This window comes from Hydrocarboniclastica marina (assembly GCF_004851605.1).
In the GTDB taxonomy this organism is placed as follows: domain Bacteria; phylum Pseudomonadota; class Gammaproteobacteria; order Pseudomonadales; family Oleiphilaceae; genus Hydrocarboniclastica; species Hydrocarboniclastica marina.
This window is the reverse complement of record NZ_CP031093.1, coordinates 843,540-859,361: the sequence shown is the minus strand read 5'-3', so window position 1 is coordinate 859,361 and position 15,822 is coordinate 843,540. Positions and strand designations below refer to the sequence as shown.

13 protein-coding genes are annotated in these 15,822 nt (G+C 59.5%); all 13 read right to left on the bottom strand.

The window, feature by feature from the left end:
• Positions 1 to 79 precede the first annotated feature (79 nt).
• Positions 80 to 1,240 (bottom strand): cell division protein FtsZ, encoded by a 1,161-nt coding sequence (gene ftsZ, locus soil367_RS03905; protein WP_136547082.1) that lies wholly within the window; start codon positions 1,238 to 1,240, stop codon positions 80 to 82.
• A 187-nt stretch (positions 1,241 to 1,427) separates the two neighbouring features.
• Positions 1,428 to 2,663 carry a cell division protein FtsA gene (gene ftsA / locus soil367_RS03900; RefSeq protein ID WP_136547080.1) on the bottom strand — a complete coding sequence of 412 codons (1,236 nt, stop codon included), beginning with the start codon at positions 2,661 to 2,663 and terminating at the stop codon, positions 1,428 to 1,430.
• A gap of 24 nt (positions 2,664 to 2,687) precedes the next feature.
• The gene (locus soil367_RS03895) at positions 2,688 to 3,521 is read right to left on the bottom strand and encodes a cell division protein FtsQ/DivIB (RefSeq protein WP_136547078.1); all 834 of its coding nucleotides are present in this window, start codon (positions 3,519 to 3,521) and stop codon (positions 2,688 to 2,690) included.
• Positions 3,515 to 4,474, bottom strand: a complete 960-nt coding sequence (locus tag soil367_RS03890) for a D-alanine--D-alanine ligase (protein ID WP_136547076.1) — start codon at positions 4,472 to 4,474, stop codon at positions 3,515 to 3,517. The genes soil367_RS03895 and soil367_RS03890 overlap by 7 nt, the downstream gene beginning before the upstream one ends.
• Positions 4,474 to 5,937, bottom strand: a complete 1,464-nt coding sequence (gene murC, locus soil367_RS03885) for a UDP-N-acetylmuramate--L-alanine ligase (RefSeq protein WP_136547074.1) — start codon at positions 5,935 to 5,937, stop codon at positions 4,474 to 4,476. Before murC ends, soil367_RS03890 begins: the two co-directional genes overlap by 1 nt.
• Complete coding sequence (gene murG, locus soil367_RS03880) at positions 5,924 to 7,012, bottom strand: undecaprenyldiphospho-muramoylpentapeptide beta-N-acetylglucosaminyltransferase (protein WP_136547072.1); 1,089 nt, start codon at positions 7,010 to 7,012, stop codon at positions 5,924 to 5,926. The genes murC and murG overlap by 14 nt, the downstream gene beginning before the upstream one ends.
• Complete coding sequence (gene ftsW / locus soil367_RS03875; protein WP_136547069.1) at positions 7,005 to 8,186, bottom strand: putative lipid II flippase FtsW; 1,182 nt, start codon at positions 8,184 to 8,186, stop codon at positions 7,005 to 7,007. Before ftsW ends, murG begins: the two co-directional genes overlap by 8 nt.
• A complete protein-coding gene (gene murD, locus soil367_RS03870) occupies positions 8,183 to 9,526 on the bottom strand; it encodes a UDP-N-acetylmuramoyl-L-alanine--D-glutamate ligase (RefSeq protein WP_136547067.1) in 1,344 nt (447 codons plus the stop codon). Before murD ends, ftsW begins: the two co-directional genes overlap by 4 nt.
• A gap of 15 nt (positions 9,527 to 9,541) precedes the next feature.
• Positions 9,542 to 10,627, bottom strand: coding sequence for a phospho-N-acetylmuramoyl-pentapeptide-transferase (mraY, locus tag soil367_RS03865; RefSeq protein ID WP_136547065.1), 1,086 nt, complete (start codon positions 10,625 to 10,627; stop codon positions 9,542 to 9,544).
• Complete coding sequence (locus soil367_RS03860) at positions 10,627 to 12,021, bottom strand: UDP-N-acetylmuramoyl-tripeptide--D-alanyl-D-alanine ligase (protein ID WP_246065507.1); 1,395 nt, start codon at positions 12,019 to 12,021, stop codon at positions 10,627 to 10,629. Before soil367_RS03860 ends, mraY begins: the two co-directional genes overlap by 1 nt.
• An 8-nt stretch (positions 12,022 to 12,029) precedes the next feature.
• Positions 12,030 to 13,526 carry a UDP-N-acetylmuramoyl-L-alanyl-D-glutamate--2,6-diaminopimelate ligase gene (locus soil367_RS03855; protein ID WP_136547061.1) on the bottom strand — a complete coding sequence of 499 codons (1,497 nt, stop codon included), beginning with the start codon at positions 13,524 to 13,526 and terminating at the stop codon, positions 12,030 to 12,032.
• A 2-nt stretch (positions 13,527 to 13,528) separates the two neighbouring features.
• A complete protein-coding gene (locus soil367_RS03850; RefSeq protein WP_136547059.1) occupies positions 13,529 to 15,271 on the bottom strand; it encodes a peptidoglycan D,D-transpeptidase FtsI family protein in 1,743 nt (580 codons plus the stop codon).
• A 142-nt stretch (positions 15,272 to 15,413) separates the two neighbouring features.
• Entirely contained in the window at positions 15,414 to 15,812 is a 399-nt protein-coding gene (gene ftsL / locus soil367_RS03845; protein WP_136547057.1) for a cell division protein FtsL, read from the bottom strand.
• Between the last annotated feature and the right edge of the window lie 10 nt (positions 15,813 to 15,822).

The window sequence follows — 15,822 nt, the reverse complement described above, 5'->3', positions numbered from 1 at the left end:
TAGCAGAACCCCCAGGTGTACACCATTTAATCACCTTGGGAATTACCGAGATGCGAGCGGTCCGCACTAGCGCCCCTGATCAGTCCGCCTGACGGCGGAGAAATGCAGGGATATCCAGATAGTCGACGGACTGCTCGGTCTGGCCATCGGCTTTATGGTCCAACGCGGTATTACCATGGGACACAGCACGACGACGCAGAACCGCAGGACGATCCAGCTGGTTGTAATCGGTTTTGCCATCGAGTGACTTGGTATTGTCGACGACTTTGGTGGGCTTCTCGGGCTCCGCACCCAGGCCGGTAGCGACGACGGTCACCTTCAGCTTCTCTTCCATCTCTGGATCAATTACCGTGCCGACCACTACCGTAGCCGCGTCAGACGCGAACTCACGCACCACGTTGCCCACTTCGGTAAACTCGCCGAGGTTGAGGTCCATTCCGGCCGTGATGTTGACGAGGATGCCTCGGGCGCCCTGCAGATTGATATCTTCCAGCAGCGGGCTGCGAATCGCTGCTTCTGCGGCTTCGCGCGCGCGGTTTTCGCCGGTGGCGGTCGCCGTACCCATCATGGCCATGCCCATTTCCGACATCACGGTCTTCACGTCAGCAAAGTCGACGTTGATCATCCCGTTGCGGGTGATCAGATCGGCAATACCCTGGACCGCACCCAGCAGCACGTCGTTCGCCGCAGCAAACGCGTCCAGCAGGCTGGTATTTTTGCCCATCACCGCCAGCAACTTCTCGTTGGGAATGGTGATCAGTGAATCGACGGTGGAATGCAGTGCCGCAAGCCCCGCTTCGGCAACTTTCATTCGCTTGTTGCCTTCGAATAAAAACGGCTTGGTTACGACCGCGACGGTCAGAATGCCCATCTCCCGGGCAACTTCCGCAACAATCGGCGCTGCACCAGTACCTGTACCGCCGCCCATCCCCGCGGTGATGAAGACCATGTCAGCGCCTTTGAGTGATTCGGCGATGCGGTCCCGATCTTCCATTGCCGACTGACGGCCGATTTCCGGATTGGCACCAGCGCCAAGCCCTTTGGTGATGTTGCCACCCAGCTGAATGACCGACTTGGCCTCCAGGTTGGTGAGCGCCTGTGCATCAGTATTCGCACAGATGAAATCGACGCCCTCAACATCGCTGTTGAGCATGTGGCGCACGGCATTGCCACCGCCACCGCCTACGCCGACGACTTTTATCACTGCGTTTTGTTGAACGTTGTCTACCAGTTCGAACATGTCCCCTCTCCTTCGTGGCTACTCAGGCGCTAGAACGCCTTTAATGTTGTTGACCTTCGTGGATACTGCTTTCCGCTCGTGCTGCCTTCCGTTCCTAGCGAAAGGTTGGGGCTCTGCCCCCGGCACTTCGCGTCACTACCAACGTCATGCTTGCTACGTCGTAGCGATTCTGTCGACTCGCTTACCTTCAGAATTGACCGGTAAACCAGCCTTTCATTCTCTCCAGCAACGACACGGGTTGTTCGCCGCGCATTGCCGGGCCCCGGCCCAGTTCAAGTTGTTTATACCCGTAGATAAGCAGGCCGACGCCGGTGGAATAAATCGGATTGCTGACAACATCGGTCATACCGCTCACGCCCTGGGGCTCAGCCAGACGTACCGGCATGTGGAAGATCTCTTCCGCCAGCTCTATCACGCCCTCCATGATTGCCGAGCCCCCGGTCAAAACGATGCCGGCGGGTATCATCTCCTCGAACCCGGAGCGCCGAAGCTCGGACTGCACCAGGGTGAAAAGTTCTTCGTAGCGAGGCTCAACCACCTCCGCCAGGGCCTGGCGGGAGAGATCCCGAGGCGGGCGATCGCCCACACTGGGGACTTTGATGGTCTCGTCTGCGCCCGCTAGCTGAGTTAGCGCACAGGCATATTTGGTCTTGATCTCTTCCGCGTTCTGCGTGGGCGTACGCAAGGCCATCGCAATGTCATTGGTGACCTGATCACCAGCAATGGGGATCACGGCCGTGTGGCGGATGGCGCCGCCGGTGAAGATGGCGATATCCGTCGTGCCGCCGCCGATGTCGACCACGCAAACGCCCAGTTCTTTCTCATCATCCGTCAGTACCGCGTAACTTGAGGCCAGCTGTTCGAGGATGATGTCATCTACTTCGAGCCCGCAGCGTCGAACGCATTTTTCGATGTTCTGGGCCGCGTTCACGGCGCAGGTAACCAAGTGCACCTTGGCCTCCAACCTGACGCCAGACATGCCCAACGGCTCCTTGATACCTTCCTGGTTATCGATCACAAACTCCTGCGGCAGGATATGCAGGATTTTCTGATCCGCCGGGATCGCGACAGCCTGGGCGGCGTCGATGACCCGATCGATATCGGCCTGGGTTACTTCGCGGTCGCGTATCGCGACGATGCCATGGGAGTTCATGCTGCGGATATGACTGCCGGCAATACCCGCGAAGACCGAATGAATACGGCAACCGGCCATCAGCTCGGCTTCTTCCACCGCCCGTTGAATAGCCTGAACCGTAACCTCTATATTGACGACAACCCCACGCTTGAGGCCGCGAGACGGATGCGAGCCAATACCGGCTACTTCTATCGCACCGTCAAGCTTGCGCTTGCCAACGATAGCGACGACCTTTGAAGTGCCTATATCAAGGCCTACGATCATGTTTTCCGGTTCAGCCGCTGGCATGGGTATATTTCCTGTTGCTCATGGTCAAATTTGTTCCTGGCCGTCGTCTTTCCAACGCACGGCGATGCCATTACTGTAGCGAGCGTCGACGCCTACCACTTCCGAAATGCGTGCTTTCAGATGGCTGCGGTAGACAGAAAGAAAACGCTCCAGACGCTGCTCCAGGCGGTCGCGGCCCAGTTCAACGGTAACGCCATTATCGAGTTGCAGGGTCCAGGCCCCCCGGGCCTCCTGGCTCAGGCTGGCCAGGCGCAAGTCGGCCTGTCCCAGCCGCGCCGAGATCTGCTGGGCGGTGTCAAGCACTTCCCGGGCCCTGTCTGACGGCCCGCTGAGCTGGGGCAAATTGCCTGCCGCTGCAACTGACGCCGGGCTGATGACTTCGCCCTTGCGCGTCATCAGGTTGCTATTGTTCCAGAACGCGACGGGAACATGCTCAACGACCTCTATGCTCAAGCCGCCTGGCCAGACCCTGCGTACAGCGGCTGTGTCGACCCACGGCTCCTGCTCGATCGCGGCCTTTATGTCTTCCAGGTCACTCGCAAAGAAGCTACGTCCCAGCCAGGGCTGCAGACGTCCCTCAAGCTCTGACCGCTGCACACCCCGGAGGTCGCCATCGACGGTTATCCGGGTGATCTCCCGATCCATCGCGTCCAGCGCGTGACTGCTCAACCAGGGGATCGACCCAGCAGCCAACGCTACGGCAAGCGCCAACCCCAGATGAGTCCATGGCATGGTCCGTGCTACCTGAAGCAGGGCCTGCCGCCAGAACTGAACAGTGTCGGGCTCCGATCGGGTGGCGCCCCGGGGCCGCTCCTCAATATCCCGATGACGGTAGCGGATGAACAGATTGTTCAGCATGACTGCGTCTCCAGCGTGTCCTTGAGGATCCGAACCACCAGCTCAGGAAATTCAATGCCCGCCGCTCTTGCCGCCATGGGCACCAGGCTGTGGTCGGTCATGCCGGGCACCGTGTTAACCTCAAGCAACCAGAAGCCGCCGGTAGCATCGCGCATCACATCAACCCGGCCCCAGGTCCGGCAGCCGAGCACGCGAAAAGCAGCGACCGACAGTTCCTGTAAGTACGCTTCTTCAGCTTCGGGGAGACCGCAGGGCACCAGATACCGGGTATCGTTAGCCAGGTATTTGGCGTCGTAATCGTAAAAAGCGTGGTCTGTACTCAACCCGATCGCTGGCAGCGCACTGTCCCCCAGCACAGCAACGGTAAATTCCGAACCGTCGATCCAGCGCTCGACCAGCACCATCGGGTCATGAGCTGCAGCGGCAGTAAAGGCTTCTGCCAGCTCCGAGCCACTCTCAACCCGGCGAACACCGATACTGGAGCCTTCCCGCGCAGGCTTGACACTAAGTGGCGAGCCCAGTTCAGCAAAAATGCCTACTGCCTGGTCTACTTCGGTCATCAGGCGAAACGCCGGAGTCGGTAATCCTGCCCCGGCAAATACATATTTAGTCCGGAGCTTGTCCATGGCCAGCGCAGATGCCATCACGTTGCTGCCTGTATACGGAATGCCGGCCTGCTCGAGGATGGCCTGGAGCGTACCGTCTTCGCCGCCACGGCCGTGCAGAGCAATGAACACCCGATCGAACTGACGAGCATGCACAAGCGGGAGAATATCTTCCCCATGCACATCAATGCCGTAGGCGTCGACACCCGCCTTTTGCAGGCCCAACAGGACCTCCTTGCCGCTGTTCAGTGAAACTGCCCGCTCGGCTGAGTCGCCGCCCATGAAAACGGCCACCCGGCCGAGGCGGCGGCGGGTTTCACGGTCGATCTGGAATTCGCTGCCAGTCATTACTTCGTACCTGCCTTAATCTGACCGCTTTCTTTCAAGTGGGTCGCGCCCAGCCGGGCGGCCAATGCGCCAATATCCCCAGCGCCCTGGGTAATCAACAGATCACCGTCTTGAAGAATGTTCGCCAACAGGGGCGCGACCTCCTCCGGACCTTTAACGAACACAGGCTCAATTTCGCCCCGCTGACGGATGCTGCGACACAGACTGGGGCTGTCCGCGCCCGGGATTCGCGGCTCGCCTGCGCTGTATACATCCATCAGCAGCAGCGCATCGGTGCCCGAGAGTATCCGTACAAAGTCTTCATAGAGGTCGCGTGTCCGGCTGTATCGGTGAGGCTGATAGACCATCACAAGGCGCCGTCCCGGCCAGGCCTCACGGACGGCCTGAATTACCGCTTCGACTTCGCGTGGGTGATGGCCATAGTCGTCCACCAGAGTCACGCTCCCGGCACCGATACTGAAGTCTCCGTATACCTGGAAGCGGCGACCTACCCCGCCAAACTGGGAAAGTCCCGTTGTGATCGCCTCGTCGGCCAGACCTTCATCCGTTGCTACCGCGATGGCGGCCAGGGCATTCAATACGTTGTGCCGCCCCGGCATCTGCAAGCTGATTTCGAGGTCACCGTGGCCGTCCGGCCTGCAGGCGCGAAAGGTTGTACTCATGCCGCTGCTACGGACATTCTCGGCCCGGTAATCTGCCTCATCGTTAAAACCGTAGGTCAATACCGCGCGCGATATATCGGGCAGGACATCGCGAACCGTCGGGTCATCAGTACACATCACAGCCAAACCGTAGAACGGCAGGTTGTGGAGAAACTCCACAAAGGTGTGTTTCAGTTTTCCGAAATCGCCGCCATAGGTGTGCATGTGGTCCGCGTCGATATTGGTAACGACCGAAACGACCGGGGTCAGGTGCAGAAAGGACGCGTCGCTTTCGTCGGCTTCGGCTACCAGATACCGCGAGCCGCCGAGCTGGGCATTAACGCCTGCGCTGTTGAGCCGCCCACCAATTACGAACGTGGGATCCAGTCCGGCTGCGCCAAAGATCGAGGCAATAAAGCTGGTCGTCGTCGTCTTGCCATGCGTACCCGCAACGGCGATTCCGTGGCGGTAACGCATGATCTCGGCCAGCATCTCGGCCCGCGGCACTACCGGTACCCGCCGGGAGCGGGCCTCAATAACCTCCGGGTTGTCCTCGGCAACAGCGCTGGAAATGACGACTACATCAGCACCTGCCACGTTCTCTTCCCGGTGCCCTTCAAACAGGGCCAGGCCCAATTCTTCAAGTCGCTGGGTAACCGCGCTGGACTTCAGGTCCGAGCCGCTGACTTCGTAGCCCTGGTTATACATGACTTCCGCGATGCCGCTCATGCCTGCGCCACCGATGCCGACAAAATGAATGCGGCGAATGCGACGCATCTCGGGCACCTGGTACGCCAATGGCTGGCTGTTACTGACTGGCATTTGCAGCCTCCAAGCAATAATTTACGACGCGCTCGGTAGCATCCGGGCGCGCTAGCTTACGGGCGGCCTCGGCCATTGCTAGCAAGCGAGGCCGATCCGATGCGAATTCTGACAAGATCCCCGCGAGCGCGTTAGGTTCCAGCTCGCTCTGGGCGACCATAAGTGCTGCTTCACCATCAACCATGAACTTGCCATTGCGAGTCTGGTGGTCGTCCACTGCGTGCGGAAATGGCACCAGGATGGCGCCAACGCCCGCGGCGCAGAGCTCAGCGACAGTCAACGCCCCGGCCCGACATAGCACCAGATCAGCCCAGCCATACGCAGCGTCGATGTCTTCGATGAAAGGCACGACCTCCGCGGTGATCCCTCTCTTCTCATAATCTTCCTGGGTTTTTGCCAGGTGACGTTCGCCGGCCTGGTGCCGTACCTGTGGCCTAGCATCGGCTGCCAGCAGCGCCAGCGCCTCCGGCACCATGATATTGATGGCCTGGGCACCCAGGCTTCCGCCCAACACCAACAGGTGCAGGGGCTGTCCCGCCCTTGCGGCGAAACGCTGTGGCGGTGGTTCGATAAGGCTGAACTCCCGTCGTACCGGGTTGCCGGTCAGTCGCGTAACAACGTTCGGCCCAAAGCTTTTGGGAAAAGCCTCCAGCACAGTCGTTGCGAAGCGCGACAGAACCCGGTTAGTCAGGCCGGCGACCGCATTCTGCTCATGGATGACCAGCGGCTTGCGCATCAACCAGGCGGCGAGCCCGCCCGGTCCCGAAGCAAACCCGCCCATCCCGATCACACAATCGATGCGTGCCCTGCGCAGCAGAGCGCTCGCCTGCCATACTGCGCTTACCAAAGTGAACGGCGCGCCCGCCAGCGCGAGCCGGCCTTTGCCGCGCAGACCGGACACCCGGATAAGCGTCACTGGCATGTCAGCTGCTTTAACCAGACGTTCCTCCATACCTCCTCGGGAACCAAGCCACTGAACCTCATGACCCAACTGCTGCAACATCCTGGCGGTTGCCAGTGCCGGGAAAACATGGCCGCCGGTGCCCCCGGCCATAACCAGGAAGCGCTTACTCATAGCGTGCTCCCTTGGCTTTCTTGCTGCCCTGAAGCATGGCGTCGACTCGCTCCATCTCAACCCGGGCCAGGATGCCAATGCAGGCGCAGCAGGTGAGCATGCTGCTGCCGCCGTAGCTCACCAGTGGCAAGGTCAACCCTTTGGTCGGCAGCAAACCAGTGCTCACGCCCATGTTGATGAAAGCCTGTAACCCCAGCATCAGTGTCACGCCGTAGGCAAAGTAGCTGGAAAACAGATGGCCGACCTGGCCGGCGTTGAAGGCAATTCGAAAACCCACATAAACCAGCAGACCAAACATCAGAAGCATGGTCAGCGAGCCGCCCAGCCCGAACTCTTCCGCAAGGATTGAGAAGATGAAATCCGTATGTGCTTCCGGCAGGAAAAACAGCTTCTGTACCGAGTTGCCCAGCCCGACACCCAACCACTCGCCTCTGCCGAACGCGATGAGAGATTGCGTGAGCTGGTACCCCGTATCGAACTGATCTTTCCAGGGATCGAGGTAAGCCACTACCCGTTTGAGCCGGTACGGCTGAAACACAATCAGGGCCACACCCAGACCAAAACAGACTGCGATCAACGGAACAAAACGGGACAGGCGCACGCCGCTCAGGAAAATCATGCCTAGCGCCGACGCCATCAAAACCACTGTGGCGCCAAAATCGGGCTCGATGACCAGCAGCAAAGCCGCCAGTCCCAGCACGCCTACTGGTTTGAGGAATCCGGCCCAGCTACGGTCGATTTCGTCCTGCCGCCTTACCAGGTAGCCTGCCAGGTAGGCTATGAGAAACAGTTTCGCAGGCTCCGACACCTGTACGTTGAAAATCCCGAGGGGGATCCAGCGGGTGCTGCCATTTACACTCAGCCCCAGAGGCGTCAGCACCAGCACCAACAGAGTAAAAGCGACAAACAGCAGCAGCCAACCGCTTTTCAGCCACCAGGCCATTGGCACATTTGCGACCAACAGGGCAACAATAAGGCCAATGCCAATGTAGACACTCTGGCGCACGATGAAGTAGAAGCTGTTGCCGTACATCTGCGCGGCAACATCGATAGAAGCCGAGCCAACGATGGTCAATCCCGCCAGTAACAGGGTGCCCGCGCAGAACAGCAGCAGCCAGAGCATCGCGTAAGGGCTGCTGGCTATCTGTTCCGGCGTGATGGCGGAGATTTTCATAGCGCCTCCACCGCCCTGGCGAACTGCTCGCCACGGTCCTCAAAATTACGGAACATATCGAGGCTGGCGCATGCGGGAGAGAGCAGTACCGTATCACCGGGCTGCGCCAGATCTGCCGCGCGCGCTACCGCATCGGCCATGGCGTTTACTTTTTCGGCGACAGGCACCTGCCCGGACAGGACAGCCATCAGACGATCAGCATCCCGCCCCAATGTGATCAACGCTCTACAATGCGCGGCCACAGGCTTTGCCAGCGGCGAAAAGTCCGCGCCTTTGCCGTCGCCGCCCGCGATCAGAACAATCTTGTGTTCGCCATCGGCAAGGCTGTTGATGGCGGCAACGCTGGCGCCGACGTTCGTGCCTTTCGAATCGTTGATGTAGTTCACCCCACAAACCTCGCGCACCAGCTGGCAGCGATGGGGCAGGCCGCGGAACTGTTTGATCGCTTCGACCATGGCTTCGAACGGTAGCTCTGCCGCTTGGCCGAGCGCCAGGGCGGCCATGACATTGGCAATATTGTGATCGCCTTTGACACCGAGCTCCCGGACCGGGATCAGGTTATCGAAGCCCCAGGTCACCCAGCGTTCGCCTTCATCAGTGCGGGTACTGAAAGTATCGGGATTGACCCGGTCCACGGCAAAGGACCTCACCGCCATATCATCACGCAGCAGTGGCTGGCTCAGAGGTTCATCCACATTGACAACGGCCACCCGGCATCCGCGGAAAATGCGCTGCTTGGCCTGAAAGTAATCCATGCGACTGGCATACCGGTCCATATGGTCGTCGCTGATGTTGAGGATCGTGGCGGCTCGGGCGCCCAGTACGTCTGTCGTTTCCAGCTGAAAGCTGGACAGTTCGAGCACGTACAGCTGCACCGCTTCGTCCAACAGGTCCAGCGCCGGAACGCCGATATTACCGCCAACTGCCACCCGTAACCCGGCGCCCCTGGCCATCTCCCCGACCAGCGTCGTCACGGTGCTTTTGCCGTTGGAGCCCGTGATCGCGACGATGGGCGCCTGAGCTGCTTTGCTGAACAGGTCTATATCGCCGCTGAGCACCGCACCGGCTTTCGCCGCCGCCTGAATAGCCGGTTCTGCGAGACTGACCCCGGGGCTGACCAGCAATTCGTTAAATCTGCGGAACAGCGCAGGATCGAACGGGCCGGAATGACATTCAACTTCGGGCCAATTCGACTTCAGCTCGGCCAACCCCGGGGGCGCTGCCCGGCTGTCCGCGACCACAACATCACACCCCTGTGCGCGCAAATAGCGCACACAGGACAGCCCGGTTTGGCCGAGGCCAACTACCAGGATGCGGCGGTCTGTTGCGATCAAGCTCATTAGCTGGTGCTTTCCCTATCGAATCTTAAGCGTGGCCAGCCCAACAAGGACCAGGACCACAGTGATAACCCAAAAACGAACGATGACCCGGGGTTCGGGCCAGCCTTTCAGCTCAAAATGGTGGTGCAAAGGCGCCATTCTGAAAATGCGCCTGCCGGTGAGGCGGAACGACGCGACCTGCAGCATGACTGAGACGGTTTCCATGACGAAGACACCGCCCATGACAAACAACACGATTTCCTGTCTCACGATGACCGCGACGATACCCAGAGCGGCGCCCAGCGCAAGGGCACCCACATCGCCCATAAAGACCTGTGCCGGGTATGTGTTGAACCAGAGGAAACCCAACCCCGCGCCGATCAGGGCGCCGCAGAAAATAATCAGCTCCCCGGTTCCGGGCAAGTGCGGAATATTGAGGTAAGTCGCAAAATTGGTATTACCGGAAAGGTAGGCAAAGACCGCCAGGGCTCCCGCCACCATTACGGTCGGCATGATGGCCAGTCCGTCGAGGCCGTCGGTGAGGTTCACCGCGTTACTGCTGCCTACGACGACAAAATAGGCCAGCACGATAAAAGCAACCGGCCCCATGTCGAAAACGAGGTCTTTGAATAAGGGCACGAACAGGGAAGTTTCCTGCGGTAGTGCAGAACCCCAGTAGAGAGCCGCAGCAGCAATAAACCCGAACAGGGACTGCCAAAAGTATTTCCACCGCGCGGGGAGGCCCTTGGGGTTGCGTTCGACCACTTTACGGTAGTCATCGATCCAGCCGATGGCGCCGAAGCTCAGGGTAACCAGCAACGTCACCCATACATAACGGTTGGTCAAGTCGGCCCATAGCAGGGTGCTAACAGCGATCGCAACCAATATGAGCGCGCCACCCATCGTTGGGGTTCCCGCTTTGCTCAGATGAGTCTGGGGTCCGTCATCCCGGATGGATTGGCCAATCTGATACTGTGCCAGCTTTCGGATCATCATCGGACCAATCACAAGAGCGATCACCAGAGCGGTGATAACACTCATGATTGCGCGCAGGGTCAGGTACTGAAAAACGCTGAACGCGCCGATGTACTGCGACAGAAACTCCGTGGCCCATAACAGCATCAGGGTTTTACCTTCTCATTGAGTAGCGCGACTATCTGGTCCATGCGGGCGCTACGTGACCCCTTTACAAGTAAAGTCACCCGAACCTGGTCAGCCCCTTGCAGGCCCGCACTGGTCGAGGCGCTTCCGAAAAGCTCATTGTCCAGCATGTCGAAAAGCCGGGAATGACTGGTGGCGATATTGCAACCTTCACCAAAGCCGCGTGCATAGTCCTCAGCGTAGCGACCCGTTACGTACAGGTAGTCGATGCCGAGCTTGCGTGCGAGCGCGCCTATTTCCTGATGCTGAAAGGCTTCGTCACCGCCCAGCTCGGCCATGTCGCCCAATACCGCGACGCGGTTACCGCCCCGCTCGCCGAGCGTCTTGAGCGCGGCGCGCATGGCGGTCGGGTTGGCGTTATAACTGTCATCTATTACGGTGATCGTCGGCCCCAGACTCAGCACCTGCATTCTGCCCTTTACGGGGTCAGTCGCCGCCAGGCCTGCTTCGATCACCGCGGCCTCAACACCAATTGCACGCGTTGCCGCTACGGCAAGCAGCGCGTTGCCTACGTTATGGACGCCCGCAAGCCGCAGGGAGATCGAAAATGCAGCGCCGTCACGCTGGCGGGCCTCGAACACCAACCCGGCAGCCGATTCGACGATGTTCCGCGCGTAGATGTCTGCTTCCTGATTACCCTGCGCCGACACAGAGACCACGGTGCGCCCGCCAGCCAGTGCTCTCCAGACTTCAAACGCTGGGTCATCCAGGTTCAACACGACAACACCTTCGCGCGCCGTTTCGGAGATGATCTCGCCCTTGGCCTCAACCAGCCCCTGGTAGCTGCCGAAGCCTGCCATGTGGGCCTCGCCCGCGTTTGTAAGGATGCTGACCTCAGGTGCCGCCAGACTGGCAGTCCAGGCGATCTCGCCTGGACCACTGGCGCCCAGCTCAATAACAGCCGCCTTGTGTTCCGGTGCAAGTTGCAGCAAGGTCAACGGCGCGCCTATTGCGTTATTCAGGTTGCCCTGGGTTGCCAGCACGGGCCCCTGCTGCAGCAGTACCCTGCGCAACAACTCCTTGACTGTTGTTTTCCCATTGCTGCCGGTTACCGCAATCACGGGCCCGGCAAACCTTTTGCGGTTGACCGAGGCTATCTGCCCCAGCGCCCGCAGCGTGTCGGCGACCTTAAGCACCGGTACTGTGGTCTGGGCACACTCTTCGGCAACGACAGCTACTGCGCCTTTGGCGACGGCCTCATCTATGAACCGGTGACCATCAAAATTTTCGCCCCGCAGAGCCAGGAAAAGGTCGCCCCGGTGCAAGTTACGCGTATCGGTCGATACCCGGGTGAACGCCAGGTCAGCGCCTGACAATTCGGCATTCAATACCGGTCTCAGTTCGGACAGCGTCATGCTGCGCATCATGCCAATATCCCTCGCGCGGTCCGACGGTTAATCAGTTCCTGGACCGTCAGGATGTCACTGAAATCGCGTTTTTGTCCGTCGCGCTCCTGGTACGTTTCGTGCCCCTTGCCTGCTACGAGGATTAGGTCTTCTGGGCCGGCCTGGCGCACCGCATACTCAATCGCTGCAGCGCGGTCGTGCTCAATGTGGACATTAGCCTGCTCGCTCATCCCACCAAGAATGCCCTGGACAATTGTCTCAGGGTCTTCGCTACGAGGGTTGTCATCGGTAAGCACCACCGCATTCGCCAGTCGCTCAGCAATTTCTCCCATAAGCGGCCGCTTGCCCGAATCGCGGTCGCCGCCACAACCAAAAACACACCAGAGGTTGCCTTTTACGTGTGCTGCAAGTGCATTCAGCGCTGTTTCCAGGGCAGCCGGCGAGTGCGCGTAGTCAACAACCACTCGCAGGCCGTCTTCGGCACTGAAGCGCTGTAAGCGCCCTGCCGGGGCTGAAATGTTCTTCACTGCAGCAGCGACTACGGCCGGTTCGATATTCAACGCAAGGGCAGCCCCCACCGCTGCAGTGATATTGCAGGCATTGAATTGCCCCAGCAGATTGCTCGACAACGGCAGCGTCTGTGAAGGCGTCTCAAGCACCGCATCGAATCCGTCCTGGCGCAGGTTGAGTTGGCGAAGCCTGAGTTCTGCCGAAGCGTCAGCGGAAGCGGTATAGCGCCAGACCTGACAACCCTGGGATACCTTCTCGCTCAGTTCGCGGCCAAACTGATCGTCGGCATTGATAATGGCGAAACGCAGGTGGGTATTGGTGAACAGGCTGGCCTTGGCTGCGCCGTACTCTTCCATGGTCCCGTGATAGTCAAGATGGTCGCGACTCAGGTTGGTGTAGACCGCGCCTTCAAAGTGGACCTTTGCCACCCGGCCCTGGTCCAGGGCATGGGACGAAACCTCCATGACCACTGCACTTGCGCCCTGCTGCTTGAAGACATGCAACCAGCGATGTACGGAGATCACGTCTGGGGTGGTGTGGCTGGCTTCTGCGAGGCTGTCGCTGAAGCCGTACCCCAGCGTTCCCAACGTCGCAGTTTTCAGGCCACCGCTGTTAAGAATTTCTGCGATGTAGCGCGTCACCGAACTCTTGCCATTGGTGCCGGTGACGCCAATAACATGCAACGCCTGAGAAGGGGCGTCGAAAAAACGATCGGCCAAAGCAGCCTGGTGCTGGGTAAGCTGGGGCACTTTAACGACCAGGGCGCTGCCTTGTTCAGAACAACCTGTCTCGCCGTCGGTCTCGAGTAAAACAGCTACGGCCCCGCGTTCGATCGCCGCGGCAACGTAGCGCCAGGGGTCTCCGGCCGAGCCCTTGAGCGCAACAAAGGCGTCTCCGGCGCGCAGCTGACGGCTATCTGCCGATAGCCCGTGCACGGCCAGATTCAGGACCGAAGGCACCTCGGCAAAACCGGCTAGTAGAGTGCTCAGGGGCTTCACACACATAGTCAACCGCTCCCGCTGCCGCTATTCACAGCCTGGCCCGCTACGGTGGGCTGGATGTTGGGCTTCACGTTGAGAAGTCGCAGCGCATCGCTCATAACGCGGGCGAAGATAGGCGCGGCAACTTCTCCGCCGTAGTACTCTTCGCCTTTGGGATCATCTATCGTGATAACACTGACAATACGTGGACTATCAGCCGGGGCCATGCCCGCAAACACCGCCTTGTACTGACTATCCTCATAACCGCCCTTGCCAACCAGGTGAACGGTCCCAGTCTTGCCCGCACTGGTGTAGATCGGCATTGCCGCCCGCTTCCCTGTCCCTTTTTCTACCACCTGCCTAAGCATCTGCCGAACCTGAGCTGTCACTTTCTCGCCCAGAACCCGTTGCCCCTGGGGAGGTTCCGCCAACGACACCAGGCTCAGGGGATACCGGATTCCTCCGTTGGCCAGCACCATGTACGCCTGAGCCAGCTGAAGCGCATTTACGCTGAGGCCATACCCGTAGGACAGCGTTGCCAGCTCGATGTCTTTCCACCGTGAGCGGACAGGTAATACGCCGACACCTTCCCCCGGAAAACCAATGCTCACACTCTGGCCGAAACCGACCCGGGAAAACATCTCAACCAGAACTGGCGCGGTCAGATCCATAGCAATGCGCGAGGTACCGACGTTACTTGAGCGGTACACCACTTCGCTCAGTGACAGCCTTCCGTAGTCGCGGGCGTCGCGGATGGTGTAGCCGTTAAGACGCAGATAGCCAGGCGAGGTGTTGACGACAGTTTCAGGCGCGTACCGCCCACTCTCCAGTGCTGCGGCGATAGTGAGAGGCTTAACAGTCGAGCCAGGTTCGAACAGGTCAGTAATCGCGCGGTTGCGGGTGTCAGCGGGATCGATGCGCTCACGATTATTGGGGTTGTAGGAGGTCTGGTTGACCATCGCCAATATTTCACCTGTGTGGACGTCCAGCATGACCAGCGTCCCACCGTCAGCGCCATGAGCCCTAACTGCCGCCTTCAGTTCGCGATAAGCTATGTACTGCAGTCGGAGATCTATACTCAGGCTTACATCCTTACCCGGTGCGGCGTCGGCGATAAGGCTCAGATCTTTGATCAACCTCCCTTTCCGGTCGCGAAGTACGCGCTTCCGGCCGACTTCGCCACTTAGCCAGCTGTTATAGGCCAGCTCGACCCCTTCCTGGCCATGCTCGTCTATGTTCGAGAAGCCAACCACGTGTGCAGCCACTTCGCCAGCCGGGTAATAGCGCTTGTATTCCCGCCGGGCATAGACGCCTGGAATCTTGAGCGAGAGCACATCGCGCGCAAGGGAGGGCTGCACCTTCCGCTTGAGGTAAAGGAACTGACGTTCGCTGTTTGCGGCGAGCCGTGCCAGCAACCCGTTCAGGTCCAGATCCAGCACTGAGGCCACTTCACCCAGCCGCGGGTCGTCCAGGTTCATTTCGGCTGGATTAACCCAGAGGGTCTGAACGGGCGTGCTGACCGCCAGGGCCTCGCCATTGCGGTCTGTGATCATTCCGCGGTGCGCTTCGATGCTTTCGACACGCACCGTCCGCGCATCACCCTGAGTACGAAGAAACTCCTGATCAACCACGTGCAGGTCCAGCAGCCGCCAAGTCAGGACCACAACACCTGCGAGAACGAACAACATGACGAAGCCATACCGCCAGTGCGCCACATCAGGCAGCCGCAGGGCGGTCGGTCGCGTCGATTTATTGTTCTTCGTTGCCATACTGGCTCACTACCCTAATCACGACCGCTAAGTTGAAACGCTCCGACACGTTAGGTCGGCAATATATTCCCGGCCTCCATGCCAGAGCCAAATCTGTCCGCTACTTTGCTGATAACTGTTCTGACCACTACTGTTCTGACCACTACTGAGTAGCCCTCTGGTACCGACCACCTACCGGCACGATCACGATGTCCTCACGCCCCGGAACCGCCATGCCCAGCTCCCGTATCGCGAACTGCTCAACCCGGCTTTGAGCGCTAAGAGCGCTTTGCTCCAGCAGCAACTGACTCCATTCACGCTGATAGCCGTCGCGCTCCTCCTGAAGATTGCTCAGGTCGTTGAAAAGCACCCTGTTCTGGTGTGACGCAAAGACAACACCGATCGCTGAAGCCGCCAGAAAGAAGACGAGACCAAAGGTAATCAGCACAGGCGCCTGCCACAGTGCCGTAAAAATCTGCCGGGAAAGCCTTAGCCCGATCAGCGCTGTGTCACGAAAGCGCTGGTGCCTGGGGGGCGAAGGTACTGTCGTTCTGGCTCCCACTCCCTACGCT

Bases quoted from the DNA above. Each gene is read 5' to 3' on its own strand.
- ftsZ (WP_136547082.1), bottom strand. From the start codon at position 1,240: ATGTTCGAACTGGTAGACAACGTTCAACAAAACGCAGTGATAAAAGTC.
- ftsA (WP_136547080.1), bottom strand. From the start codon at position 2,663: ATGCCAGCGGCTGAACCGGAAAACATGATCGTAGGCCTTGATATAGGC.
- soil367_RS03895 (WP_136547078.1), bottom strand. From the start codon at position 3,521: ATGCTGAACAATCTGTTCATCCGCTACCGTCATCGGGATATTGAGGAG.
- soil367_RS03890 (WP_136547076.1), bottom strand. From the start codon at position 4,474: ATGACTGGCAGCGAATTCCAGATCGACCGTGAAACCCGCCGCCGCCTC.
- murC (WP_136547074.1), bottom strand. From the start codon at position 5,937: ATGCCAGTCAGTAACAGCCAGCCATTGGCGTACCAGGTGCCCGAGATG.
- murG (WP_136547072.1), bottom strand. From the start codon at position 7,012: ATGAGTAAGCGCTTCCTGGTTATGGCCGGGGGCACCGGCGGCCATGTT.
- ftsW (WP_136547069.1), bottom strand. From the start codon at position 8,186: ATGAAAATCTCCGCCATCACGCCGGAACAGATAGCCAGCAGCCCTTAC.
- murD (WP_136547067.1), bottom strand. From the start codon at position 9,526: ATGAGCTTGATCGCAACAGACCGCCGCATCCTGGTAGTTGGCCTCGGC.
- mraY (WP_136547065.1), bottom strand. From the start codon at position 10,627: ATGCTGTTATGGGCCACGGAGTTTCTGTCGCAGTACATCGGCGCGTTC.
- soil367_RS03860 (WP_246065507.1), bottom strand. From the start codon at position 12,021: ATGACGCTGTCCGAACTGAGACCGGTATTGAATGCCGAATTGTCAGGC.
- soil367_RS03855 (WP_136547061.1), bottom strand. From the start codon at position 13,526: ATGTGTGTGAAGCCCCTGAGCACTCTACTAGCCGGTTTTGCCGAGGTG.
- soil367_RS03850 (WP_136547059.1), bottom strand. From the start codon at position 15,271: ATGGCAACGAAGAACAATAAATCGACGCGACCGACCGCCCTGCGGCTG.